Source organism: Streptomyces sp. NRRL S-646, assembly GCF_000720765.1.
Taxonomy (GTDB): domain Bacteria; phylum Actinomycetota; class Actinomycetes; order Streptomycetales; family Streptomycetaceae; genus Streptomyces.
The window spans coordinates 399,986-411,870 of the sequence record NZ_JODC01000006.1 but is presented as its reverse complement, the minus strand read 5'-3'; the positions used below and the strand labels follow the sequence as shown (position 1 = coordinate 411,870).

At 72.8% G+C, this 11,885-nt stretch carries 9 protein-coding genes; 3 read left to right on the top strand and 6 right to left on the bottom strand.

The genetic code is table 11. The features are described 5' to 3' along the window. Positions 1-76 precede the first annotated feature (76 nt). From IH68_RS0115390 to IH68_RS0115380, 3 genes are all read left to right on the top strand, one after another. Positions 77-1,651, top strand: a complete 1,575-nt coding sequence (locus IH68_RS0115390) for a YfbK domain-containing protein (protein ID WP_030934792.1) — start codon at positions 77-79, stop codon at positions 1,649-1,651. Between the two features lie 87 nt (positions 1,652-1,738). Next, positions 1,739-3,661, top strand: a complete 1,923-nt coding sequence (locus IH68_RS0115385; RefSeq protein ID WP_030934789.1) for an AMP-dependent synthetase/ligase — start codon at positions 1,739-1,741, stop codon at positions 3,659-3,661. Positions 3,662-3,780: 119 nt separating this feature from the next. Further along, positions 3,781-5,022, top strand: coding sequence for a glycoside hydrolase family 26 protein (locus tag IH68_RS0115380; RefSeq protein WP_107057463.1), 1,242 nt, complete (start codon positions 3,781-3,783; stop codon positions 5,020-5,022). An 8-nt stretch (positions 5,023-5,030) separates the two neighbouring features. Here IH68_RS0115380 and IH68_RS0115375 read toward each other — a convergent pair whose 3' ends face one another. Genes IH68_RS0115375 through IH68_RS0115350 form a run of 6 tightly spaced genes read right to left on the bottom strand, consistent with a single transcriptional unit; the run spans position 5,031 to position 11,879 of the window. Further along, a complete protein-coding gene (locus IH68_RS0115375) occupies positions 5,031-6,143 on the bottom strand; it encodes a GNAT family N-acetyltransferase (protein WP_030934783.1) in 1,113 nt (370 codons plus the stop codon). Next, the gene (locus IH68_RS0115370) at positions 6,140-6,811 is read right to left on the bottom strand and encodes an LPS biosynthesis protein (RefSeq protein ID WP_030934778.1); all 672 of its coding nucleotides are present in this window, start codon (positions 6,809-6,811) and stop codon (positions 6,140-6,142) included. The genes IH68_RS0115375 and IH68_RS0115370 overlap by 4 nt, the downstream gene beginning before the upstream one ends. Then, positions 6,808-7,950 (bottom strand): glycosyltransferase, encoded by a 1,143-nt coding sequence (locus tag IH68_RS0115365; protein WP_030934776.1) that lies wholly within the window; start codon positions 7,948-7,950, stop codon positions 6,808-6,810. Before IH68_RS0115365 ends, IH68_RS0115370 begins: the two co-directional genes overlap by 4 nt. After that, positions 7,947-8,738, bottom strand: coding sequence for a polysaccharide deacetylase family protein (locus IH68_RS0115360; protein ID WP_030934773.1), 792 nt, complete (start codon positions 8,736-8,738; stop codon positions 7,947-7,949). The genes IH68_RS0115365 and IH68_RS0115360 overlap by 4 nt, the downstream gene beginning before the upstream one ends. After that, positions 8,728-10,413, bottom strand: a complete 1,686-nt coding sequence (gene murJ, locus IH68_RS0115355) for a murein biosynthesis integral membrane protein MurJ (protein ID WP_030934770.1) — start codon at positions 10,411-10,413, stop codon at positions 8,728-8,730. Before murJ ends, IH68_RS0115360 begins: the two co-directional genes overlap by 11 nt. Further along, entirely contained in the window at positions 10,410-11,879 is a 1,470-nt protein-coding gene (locus tag IH68_RS0115350; protein WP_078912462.1) for an O-antigen ligase family protein, read from the bottom strand. The genes murJ and IH68_RS0115350 overlap by 4 nt, the downstream gene beginning before the upstream one ends. Positions 11,880-11,885: the final 6 nt, after the last annotated feature.

Here is an 11,885-nt window from a genome sequence, read left to right as displayed (position 1 = left end):
CCGTGCCGCACATTCCGACCCCCTGCGCCGTCACAGTCACAGACGTCGGCGTCAACACACCAAGGGGGCACGGAAGATGGAGCGGTACCGAACACCACGGCCGGGCATGCCACACGACCGAACCCGGCGGCTGCGCGCCGCCGTCCTCGCCCTCGCGGCGACCGGGGGGCTGCTGCTCACGGCCTGCGGGACGGGCGGCGGCTCCGACAGCAGCAACAAGGCCTCGGACGGCTCGCACCGGACCGGCTTCCCGGCGCCGGCCGCCCCGACGGCCGGTGCCCAGGACGGCGAGAACTCCTACGCAAGCCCGTCCTTTGCCCCCTCCCCGTCCGCCGATTACCTCTCCACCTTCGCCCTCGACGTCGACACCGCGTCCTACGGTTACGCCCGCCGCACCCTCGCCGCCGGGCAGCGCCCCGACCCGTCGACCATCCGCCCCGAGGAGTTCGTCAACAGCTTCCGCCAGGACTACGAACGCCCCGACGGCAACGGCTTCACGGTCACCGTCGACGGCGCCCGCACCGACGAGAAGAACTGGTCCCTGGTCCGCGTGGGTCTCGCCACCCGCCCGGCCGCCGAGACCGGCGAACGCCCGCCCGCTGCCCTCACGTTCGTCATCGACATCTCCGGCTCCATGTCGGAGCCCGGCCGGCTCGACCTCGCCCAGAAGTCCCTCGACACGATGACGGACCGGCTGCGCGACGACGACTCGGTCGCCATCGTCACCTTCAGCGAGAAGGCCGAGCAGGTCCTGCCGTTGACCCGCCTCGGCGGTCACCGGGGCGAGATCCACGAAGCGATCGACGGTCTGGAGCCGACCTACTCCACCAACCTCGGCGCGGGCGTCGAGACCGGCTACGCCACCGCCGTCGAGGGCCGCCGCAAGAACGCCACCAACCGCGTCGTCCTCATCTCGGACGCCCTCGCCAACGACGGCGACACCGACCCGGACTCCATCCTGGACCGCATCTCCTCGGCCCGCCGCGAGTACGGCATCACCCTCTTCGGCGTCGGCGTCGGCAGCGACTACGGCGACGCCCTCATGGAACGCCTCGCGGACAAGGGCGACGGCCACACCGTGTACGTGTCGGGGGAGGGCGACGCCCGCAAGGTCTTCTGCGAGCAGCTCCCGCAGAACATCGACCTGACCGCCCGCGACGCCAAGGCCCAGGTCGCCTTCGACCCCGCCACGGTCGCCGAGTTCCGCCTCGTGGGCTACGACGACCGCCGGGTCGCCGACAACGACTTCCGCAACGACCGCGTCGACGGCGGCGAGGTCGGCCCCGGCCACACGGTCACCGCCCTGTATGCCGTCCGCACCAGGCCGGGCGCCGACGGCCACCTCGCCACCACCACCGTCCGCTGGCTCGACCCCCACACCCGCGACCCGCACGAGAAGTCCGGCGAACTGGAGACCGGCGCCCTGAACGGCTCCCTCTGGGAGGCGAGCCCCCGCTTCCAGGTCACCGCCGTCGCCGCGTATTTCGCCGACGCCCTCCGCCAGGGCGACGAACGCCGGCGCTCCCTCCCCGGCGCCCCAGGCCTCAGCAAACTCCACGACCGCGCCGAGAAGCTGGCGGCCAAGACCGAGGACAAGGACGTACAGCAGCTCGCGGACGCGATTGACCAGGCCGACCGCAGTCAGGGCTAGAACGTCAGTCCACTCACCACCGCCCCATTGACCTTTCCTTACTTACGAGTAAGTTGACCTGCCAGTCCGAGCCGACCGGGAGCCGTCATGGGCGTACGCAAGGACCTGAAAAGGGCAAAACGGCGCACCGACCTTGCGTCCCGCACCAGGGTCGAGGTCGTCAGGGACGAGGACGGAGTCGTCCGCGAGGCCCGCACCCCCGCCCTCGCCCCGCGCCCGACCATCGGCAGCACCGCCGACCTGCCCTTCACCAACGCGGCCGAGGCCCCCGATGCCGTGGTGCTGCGCCGCAAACACGACAACGGCGCCTGGCAGCCGGTGACCGCGGCCGCCTTCGCCCACGAAGTCACCGCCGTGGCCAAGGGGTTGATCGCCGCCGGTCTCGAACCCGGCGGCCGGGTCGCCGTCATGTCCCGTACCCGCTACGAGTGGACGGTCCTGGACTTCGCGATCTGGGCGGCGGGCGGCCAGACGGTCCCGATCTACGCCACATCCTCCGCCGAGCAGGTGGAGTGGATCGTCCGGGATTCCGACGCCCGCTTCGTGGTCACCGAGACCGCCGAGAACGCCGCCACGGTGACAACGGGTACGGCCCGGCACGAACGGCAGCCGCGGATCTGGCAGTTGGACGAAGCTGCCATGTCCGACCTCACCCTCCTCGGCCGCCACCTCCCCGACGAGGAGGTCACCAAGCGCCGTGCCGCGCTCACCCCCGGCACGACCGCGACGATCTGCTACACCTCCGGCACCACCGGCAAACCGAAGGGCTGCGTCCTCACCCACGCCAACCTGCACGCCGAGGCCGCCAACACGGTCGAGCTGCTCCACCCCATCTTCAAGGAGGTCACCCGCCAGGTCGCCTCCACCCTCCTCTTCCTCCCGCTCGCCCACATCCTCGGCCGCACCCTGCAGATCGCCTGCCTGATGGCCCGTATCGAGATCGGCCACTGCCCGAGCATCAGGCCCGACGAACTCCGCCCCGCCCTCAAGGAGTTCCGCCCGACCTTCCTCGTCGGCGTCCCGTACCTCTTCGAGAAGATCCACGACACGGGTCGTGCGACCGCCGAGAAGATCGGCCGCGGCGCCTCCTTCGACCGCGCGGACCGCATCGGCGTCCGCTTCGGCCAGGCGTACCTGAACAAGTTCCTGGAGACGGGCAAGGGGCCCGGCCCCGCCCTCTACGCCGCCTGGGCCCTGTACGACCTGCTGGTCTACCGCCGCGTGCGCAAGGAACTCGGCGGCCGCATGCGCTACGCGATCAGCGGCGGCTCCCCGCTCGACCGCAACCTCAACCTGTTCTTCTACGCCGCCGGAATCATCGTCTACGAGGGCTACGGCCTGACGGAGACGAGCGCGGCCGCCACGATCGTCCCGCCGCTCAAGCCCCGCCCGGGCACGGTCGGCGTGCCGGTCCCCGGCACCGCGGTGCGCATCGCCGACGACGGGGAGGTGCTCATCAAGGGCGGCGTCGTCTTCGGCGCGTACTGGAACAACCCGGCCGCCACCGACGCCGTACTGCGGGACGAGTGGTTCGCGACCGGTGATCTCGGCGCTCTCGACGAGGACGGCTACCTCACCATCACCGGCCGCAAGAAGGACATCCTCGTCACCTCCGGCGGCAAGAACGTCTCCCCGGCCGTACTGGAGGACCGGCTGCGCAGCCGCCCGCCGATCGGCCAGTGCATCGTCGTCGGTGACAACCGCCCCTTCGTCGCCGCCCTGATCACCCTCGATCCCGAGTCCGTCGCCCACTGGCTGACGGTCCGCAAGCTGCCGGCGGACACCCCGATGTCGGAGGTCGTCCGGGATCCGCGGATGCGCGCCGACGTCCAGAAGGCCGTGGACTACGCCAACGAGGCCGTCTCCCGCGCCGAGTCGGTCCGTGCCTTCACCCTGGTCGAGGGCGAGTTCACGGAGGACAACGGTTTGCTCACCCCCTCGTTGAAAATCAAGCGGCACGCCGTGACGGCGGCGTACGCGGAGGAGATCGAGGCGCTGTACGGCGGCTGACGGCCCGACCAGGTCACTCATGCGGGTGATCCATGTCCGGCCACCCGCCTCAAGTGGTGCAATTAAGTGATATATGACTGTGTGTCATTAATGTGCGGAATTGCGGCAAAGGAGGATGAATGACCCCTCATCGCCGCCGGTCCGCCCACAGGCGGCTGGCGCTCATCACCGCCGGAGCGATCGCGTCAGCAGCTCTCGCCTGGGGCCCGGCCTCCCCGGCCGATGCCGCCCGGCACCCCGATGCGCGGCGCGCCATGCCCGTGGTGCCGGGCGCACCGGACCCCACGCCCGCGCCCGCGGACATCACCCGCTCCTACGCGGTGGCGGACGTGCGGCGCGCCGCGTTCGGCGCGTTCCTCGACTCCGAGCCCGAAGGGCTGGTGCGTCTGAAGGAGTTCAGCGGTTGGCTGGGCGGTACCGAGCTGCGCGTGGGGCACACCTATCTGCCGGGCGACGTCTGGGAGAACATCGAGGGCGGCTACGGCTTCCTCGACAGCTGGGCCAAGTGGCGGCTGGCCAAGCCCGACCGGCTCCTCGTGCTCAACGTCCCGCTGATGGAGCACAACGAGGCGCAGGTCTCCGACATCGCCGTCGCACGGCTGCTGCGGCGCGCCGCAGCGGGCGAGTTCGACGAGCACTTCCGGCTGCTGGCAAAGCGCCTGGTCGACCTGGGCGCGACGGACACGGTCCTGGTGCTCGGCTGGGAGATGAACGGCGTCACCTACACCCACCGCTGCGGCCCCGACCCGGAGGACTGGATCCGGTACTGGCGGCGCATCGTCACCGTCATGCGCTCGATTCCCGGCCAGAAGTTCAAGTTCGACTTCGCACCGAACCGTGGCGCGGACGCCATTCCATGGCCGAAGTGCTATCCCGGTGACGACTTCGTCGACATCGTCGGCATGGACTCCTACGACCAGCCGCACGGAATGTCGTTCGACGAGGAGGTGTCGGAGCCCTACGGCCTGAAGTTCCACGTGGACTTCGCGCGGGAGCACCACAAGCCGATCTCGTATCCGGAGTGGGGTCTGTTCCGCAACGGCGACGACGTCACGTACATGCTGCGCATGCTCGCCTGGATGGACGAGCACAAGCCGCTGTACAACACGATCACGGACTACTGCCCACACGGCGTGTGGCTGTGCACCGACAACCCCCGGGCCGCCGCCATCTACCGTGCGGTGCTGGCCAGTTCCGTCCTGCCGGAGCCGACGCCCGGGCCCGTCGTCCCCGTCCCGCCCGCGCCCGCGATCCCCGTGCCACCGGAGCCGACACCGGTGCCGTTGCCGACGCCGGTGCCCCCCGTGCCGCCGGTGCCCCCGCGGGTGCCGGAGATGCCCACGTTCCCGCCCGACCGCTGAGGGCGGCGCTACCAGTGGTCCTTGGAGTCGGGGACCATGCGCCGGACCGACTTGGCCCCGCACCGGGCGGCGGCCGCGCAGACGGTGGCCGCCAGCAGCGGCGCCGTGCGCCGGCCGGCCAGCAGGAACCGCTGGTTGTAGACCGTGTCGGGGCACCAGCGGTACTTGTGCGGCTCGTCGCCGCGCATCAGGCTCAGGACCCGGCCCTCCCCGGCGGAGGCGACGTGCTCGGTGGACGCGCGCAGCAGCATCGTCGCCACGTCCACCTTCCGCTCCCGCAGCCCCGGGTGGAAGCCGTACATGTAGTCGCCCAGCAGCCTTCCCGACAGCAGATGCAGGTCGACCGCCACCACCGCGCCCTCGAGCAGGAACTCCGTCACCGAAGCCTGACCGGAGCGGGCCATCGGGACCACCGACCGCACCAGGTGCTCCAGAAACTGCGGCCGGGTGTGCTCCGGTGTCATCTTCTTGCCCTGCCACTGCAGACGGTGCAGCTCCAGCAGCCGCCGCAGCGCCGTCTCCGTCTCGTCGTGGCCGACGACACGCCACTCGACGCCGAGCCGGCCGAGCTTGTTCACCTTGTTGCGCACCCGCTGGGCGCGCGCCGGCGGCAGCCGCTTGACCAGCTCGGTCATCGGCAGGGCGGGCAGTTCCAGGCACGTCGAGTCGCGCAGCCGGCGGCGCGGACCACGCCAGCGGCCGTAGACCTGCTCCACCGCGCTGCCCGGCCGGACCTCCCGGAAGTCGATCAGCGCGGTGCGGGCCGCGTCGGCCAGGGCGTCCGCCAGTGCCCGGCTGCCGTCCTCGGCCTCCTTCTCGTCCAGCAGTACGTCGCAGAAGTCGGAGATGGCGCCGCCGATGGGCACCAGCCTCGGCAGTGGACGCCGTACCCGCATCAGCGGTGCGGCGGCCACCAGTTCACCGCCCCGGCGCACCAGGAACAGCCGCAGCCCGTCGGGTGTGCCGTACGAGAGCCACCAGGAGTGCAGCCAGGCGTGGCTCTGGAACGGTGTCGCCGACGGGCAGGCCTCGTGCAGCCGGCCCCACTGCTCCGCAAGCCCGGCGAAGGTCCGCTCGTCGGTGCAGAGTTCCACCGAGAGCGTATGGCCGGACGCGGTCATCCGAGTGTCCCGCGGGCGTCCGCGGCGAGGGTCGGGGCGGGCACCGTCGCCTGTCCCGGGCCGTCGTCGTCCGCCGCCCGCCGCGGTCGTGCCAGCAGGACGAGGCCGCCCAGCAGACCTCCGGCGCACGCACCCACGAGCGAGGTCAGCTTCCAGGACGCGGACGACGGTTCGGCGGGCCTCATCGCGCGGGCGAGCGGTTCGAGCCGGATGCCGGTGCCGGCCTTGTTGTGGGCCGCCTGCGTGACCAGAGCGCCGGACACGGCGTTGGCGATGTCCGCGGCCTGGGCGGGGCTGGAGGAGGTCGCCGAGACCGAGACCATCGGCGCGTCCGGCGAGGTCGCGACCTGCACGCTCTTGCGCAGCGTCGCGGCCGGTACGCCCGCCTCGACCTGCGCGTCCCCGAGCACCGCGAGCTGCGGGGCCACCCGGCCGTAAGCCTGCGCGAAGCCGAGCGCGTCGGCGCAGTCGACGTCGGACCGGCCCGCCGCGACGGCGACGACGGAGCTCGTCGCCGTGTACTGCGGCGGCTTCGCCACTCCGTACGCGCCGCCGGCCACGGCACCGAGCAGCGCCCCGGCCGGCAGCAGCCACCACGAGGGCAGCCGCTTCACACGGGCGCGCTCACGGCGCGACAGGCGGGCACGCTGAACGGGGTTGTCGGTCATGGAGAACTCACTTCCAGGGTCGAGCCGGCCAGAGCGGCCGTGTAGACATCCATCAACTGCCGGGCGCTGCACGCGATGTCGTAGCGGTGCACGGCGTCCGGGACGCATCGCTCGCCCGGCCCCGCCGCCCGCAACCGCAGCAGCTCCCGTACGTACGCCCCGGTGCCGCCGGTGACGCGCCGGGCGCCGGGTGCCGCGTCCGGCGGCAGGTCCTCGACGGCGGGGCAGCTCGCGTACAGCACGGGCAGCCCGGCCGCCAGCGCCTCCACCACGGCCAGCCCGAAGGCCTCCTGCGGCGACGGCGAGACGAGCACATCCATCGCCGACAGCAGGTCGACCAGGCCGGGCGCGCCGTCGCGGGGGCTTTGCAGATACGGCCGCTCGCCCGTCAGCACCACCCGGTCCGCGATCCCCAGCGCCCGGGCGGTGCGCCGCAACGCCGTCTCCTCGGGCCCGCCGCCCACCAGCAGCAGCCGTACGTCACCGGGCAGCCGGGACAGGGCGCGCAGCAGCAGGTCGAAGCGTTTGCCCGGGGCGAGGCGTCCCACCCCGCCGACGACGTATGCGTCCTCGGGCAGCCCGTAGTGCATCCGGGCCTCCTTGCGGGCCACCTCGTCGAAGCGGAACCGGGGTGCGTCGATGCCGTTCGGGATGACGCGGATGCGTGCCCCGGGTACGCCCCAGTGGCGCAGCCGCTCGGCCACCGTCGGCGAGACGGCGACCGTGGCGCGGCCCAGGCGCTCGCCGGCCAGATACAGCCCGCGGACGCCCGCGGTCAGCGGTCTGCCCTCCAGCACGGAGTCGCCGATCGAGTGCTCGGTGGCGACGACGGCCCGGACTCCCGCGAGCCGCGCGGCGATCCGGCCGTAGAGGCAGGCCCGGTACAGGTGGGTGTGGACGAGGTCGTAGCCGCCGGTGCGGATCAGCCGGGTCAGGCGGGGCAGCGCGCCGAGGTCGCGGTTGCCGCCCATGCCGAGGTGGATGACGCGGACACCGTCGGCGGTCAGGCCCGTGGCGACCGGGCCGGGGTTGGTCAGGGTCACCACGTCGCACTGCGCGGGAAGGTGACGCAGCAACAGGCGCAGCTGCTGTTCGGCTCCGCCGACGCCGAGGCCGGTGATGATGTGCAGGGCCCTCACACGGCCTCCACGGAGCGGCCGAAGAACCGGGCCAGGCGTCGTTTCAGCTCCAGCCGTGCTGCGGTGTCGATCTGCCCGACGTGGATGCGGGGCAGCGCGAAGTCGCCGCAGCCGTCCGGGCCGGGGGTGATCGCGCAGGCGTAGCGGTAGCCGGCCAGCCGCACGGCGGCTGCGACGCGCTCGTCGAGATAGCCGTACGGGTAGCAGAAGCCCTCGACGTCGCTGCCGGTGATCCCGGCGAGCAGATGGCGGCTGTCGTTGACCTCGGAGTGCAGCACCTCGTCGGTGGTCTTGGTCAGGTCCAGGTGGGTCAGGCCGTGCGAGGCGATCTCCATGCCCGCGGCCACGGCACGGCGGATGCCGTCCACGTCGAGCAGCGGCTTGCGCGGTCCGAGCGGCTCCCAGGCGTTCTCGCCGCCGAGCCGCCCGGGCAGCACGAACACGGTCGCGGTGAAACCCCAGCGGCACAGCACGGGCAGCGCGTCGCCGGTGAAGTCGGCGTATCCGTCGTCGAAGGTGAGCCCCACCAGGCCGCGCTCGGTGCCACGGGCGCGCGCCGCGAGCAGTTCGCGCATGCTCACCCCGCGCAGACCGCGGCCGGACATCCAGGCGAACTGACGGTCGAGGCGGGCGGGGGTGACGGTGACGTTGTACGGGTCGTCCGGGCAGTCCGAGACGGAGTGGTACATCGCCACCCAGACGGCGGGACCCCGCTTGGACCGTCTTCTCGCGGACGATCTGGGATCGGGTTCGGTCTTGCGCGGTGCAGCGGAGACGTCAGCGACCATGGCCCAGCTTTCGTGTGACGGAATGACGGAGAGACTGCGCGAGGGGAAGCAGAAGGGACCGGGCGCCCGCCGCGTCGAGGACCCAGGCCAGCAGCAGGAAGACGACGGTCACGCAGATGCAGCAGGCGGCGACGGCCGCAGCGGGCGAGGCGAACAGCCCCGCGACCAGCAGCCCGGCGCCGGTGGCGCACACGGCCGCGCACACCGGCCGGACGAGTTCGGCGACGACCCGGCGCACGCGCACCGGCACATTGCGGGGCCCCAGGCCGTGCAGCATGAGCAGCGCGGTGAGGGTGATGCCGGTCGCGTTGGCCGCGGCGATGCCGCAGGCACCCCAGGGACGTACGGCCCAGGCGCCGATGACGACGGTGGCGATCGCGCCCACGCCCATCGCCCCCAGCGGGAACCAGGTGGTACGGCCGGCCGCGAAGTACGACCGCACGAGCGCCCCGACCAGCGTCTGCCCGAGCAGCCCGGCCGCGTACACCCGCATCACGGCGGCGGTCGCGGCGGTGTCCTGCGCGGTGAACGCCCCGCGCTGAAAGAGGAGTTGGACGATCTGCGGCGCGCAGGCCACGACCACCGCGGCGCCGAGCAGGACGAGACAGGCCATCAGCAGCACGTCCCGCTCGACCCGGTCCCGGGCCCGCCGCGTGTCGCCCTCGGCGATGGCCTGCGCCACCACCGGGAAGGTGACGATGCACACCATCATGGACAGCGACATCGGCAACTGGGCCACCTTCTGGGCGTAGTTGAGGTGCGAGATGGCGCCGGCGGGCAGCGTGGACGCGAAGTGCCGCTCGATGAGGACCTGCGACTGCCGGCACAGGGCGAACAGCAGAACCGCACAGACCAGCCCCGGCGCGAGCGGCCGCCCCCCGTCGTCCTCGTACGCACAGTCGTTGCGGCCGGGCCGCCCTGCGATCCGCCGCGCCAGCGACGGAGTCTGTACGGCGACCATGAGGCACCCGCCGAGGGCGACCCCCAGAGCGGCGGACCGCACACCCCAGTGCACACCGAGGACGAACATCGTGGAGATGATCGCGACGTTGTACGCGATGTAGATCGCGCCGGGCGCCAGATACGAACGGTGGGCGCGCAGCGCCGCGCTGCAGTACCCGGCGAGCCCGAAGCTCAGCACACAGGTCGCGGTCAGCCGTGTGCAGGAAATCGCGAGCGACGGGTCGGGCAGACCGGGTGCGAGGGCGGAGACCAGCAGCGGCGCCCCGGCCACCAGCGCGGCGGCCGTGGCGGCGAAGGCGAGGCACAGCCGCGGCAGCGAGGCGGCGACCAGGGCGCGCACCGGGTCGGTGGTGCTGTTCCCGAGCGCCCGCCGGGCCAGCGCCACGCTGAACGCGGGCACCAGCACGAACGCCATGCCCTCCTCGATCAGCAGGGTCGCCGCGAGTTCGGGCACGGTCCAGGCCACCAGGAACGCGTCGGTCTCCGCGCCGGCGCCGAAGAGATGCGCGAGCGCCTGATCCCGTGCCAGGCCGAGGACCGCCCCGGCCATGGACAGCGCGGCGGACAGCAGTGTCGCCCGGGCCAGGAAGCGGGCCGAGGGGGTGTCCGCCTGCCGGGCGGCGGGAGCACCGGTGAGGCCGTCGGCCGGGAGCGCGCCGTTCGTGCCGGTCGCCTCGGAAGCGCCCGCGGTGCGCGCGGGTCCGGGGTTCATCGGGGGTCCGATTCCGCGACGGGGCCCGAAGGGCCCTGAAGGGGCGCGGGGCTGTGTCCATGTGCGGCTCCGCCGCGAGGGGGGTCCCCCTGCTCGGGCGAAGCCGAGAGTGGGGGAGCGACCAGCAACGACGGCGCTGTGGACGGCCGACGGCACATCGCGGTGGAGCCGGCAAGGCCCCCCGCCAGCGACCACCAGGCGGCGACGCCGAAACAGACGGCCGTCACGGTGGTGGAGGGGCCGCCGATGTCGGAGTACAGGAAGTTCACCAGCTGCCACAGCAGCAGCCCGCACGCCGCGAGCGCACAGTCCCGGGCGTGCGGCGCCCCCCGCAGCCGGCGCAGCGCGCCCACCAGCAGGGCCAGCCAGCTGCCCGCGACCGTGAGCAGACCCAGCAGGCCCTGCTCGCTCAGGAGCAGCATGTACATGTTGTGCGGGGAGAGCAGGGGCTGGCGCCGGAAGGCCTGGCCGTCGCCCTCCGTGTCGCTGCCCGAGGACAGCGCGAGCGAGGCGTGGGAGTCCCGGTAGGCGGGAAAGGCCTTCAGGCCGACGCCCCGCACCGGGTGCTCGCGCCACATGTCGACGGACGCCGCCCACATGGTGTAGCGGTCGACGACCGACTGGTCCGGTGCGCCGGCGACCTGGGTGATGCTGGTCAGCCGCTCCTGCAGCACCGAGCCGCCCACGCCGAACCCGCCCACCAGCACCACGCAGGCCGCGGTCACCGCCGCGAACACCTTCAGCGCCCGCCGCACCCCGGCCAGCAGCAGCTGCGCCCCGCAGGTCACGGCGGTGGCGATCCAGGAACCCCGGCTGAAGGACAGCGCGAGCGGCACGAGCAGCACCAGCGCACCACCGGCCGCCGCCAGCCGCTGCCGCCTGGCTCCCGTCCCGAGCGCGAGACCGGTCAGCACCACCACTCCGGCGGCGACGACGGCCGCCATCCCCATCACGTCGTGCGGCCCGAACGTGCCCACCGCCCGGATGTAGGCCCCCTGGTACGAGGCCCCGGTCCCGGTCAGGTACTGGCGCACCCCGACCGCCCCCTGCCACAGCGCGAGACCGGCCAGCGCCCACAGCACCAGCCGGGCATCGCGCCGGTCGCGCACCAGCAGCACGATCGCGAGCGGGACGAGCACGAACACCTGGAGGTAGCGGGCCAGTCCGGTGACCGCGTCGCCCGTTGTCACCGCGCCGGTCGCGGAGACCGCGATGCCGACCACGGGCAGCCCGAGCACGACCGCCGCCGTCCGCGTCAGCGGGCGCCGCGCCCCTCGTACGGTGCACACGACGGCCCAGAGCACGACCAGCCCGCAGGCCGCGTCGGCGGGCGTGGCGCCGCTGTCCGTCTCGGCCGGCAGCCCCAGCAGGGCGATCACCGCCAGGACGGGCAGCACGGGGGCGGCCCGGCGCAGCGCCGCAAGCTGCGGCACGAGCGGTACGGAGGCCGCCGAGGTAGTGCTCACCCGCGC

What these genes read in the sequence shown, in the direction of transcription:
- IH68_RS0115380 (WP_107057463.1), top strand. Translation starts at nt 3,781, where the DNA reads ATGACCCCTCATCGCCGCCGGTCCGCCCACAGGCGGCTGGCGCTCATC.
- IH68_RS0115390 (WP_030934792.1), top strand. Translation starts at nt 77, where the DNA reads ATGGAGCGGTACCGAACACCACGGCCGGGCATGCCACACGACCGAACC.
- IH68_RS0115360 (WP_030934773.1), bottom strand. Translation starts at nt 8,738, where the DNA reads ATGGTCGCTGACGTCTCCGCTGCACCGCGCAAGACCGAACCCGATCCC.
- murJ (WP_030934770.1), bottom strand. Translation starts at nt 10,413, where the DNA reads ATGAACCCCGGACCCGCGCGCACCGCGGGCGCTTCCGAGGCGACCGGC.
- IH68_RS0115370 (WP_030934778.1), bottom strand. Translation starts at nt 6,811, where the DNA reads ATGACCGACAACCCCGTTCAGCGTGCCCGCCTGTCGCGCCGTGAGCGC.
- IH68_RS0115375 (WP_030934783.1), bottom strand. Translation starts at nt 6,143, where the DNA reads ATGACCGCGTCCGGCCATACGCTCTCGGTGGAACTCTGCACCGACGAG.
- IH68_RS0115385 (WP_030934789.1), top strand. Translation starts at nt 1,739, where the DNA reads ATGGGCGTACGCAAGGACCTGAAAAGGGCAAAACGGCGCACCGACCTT.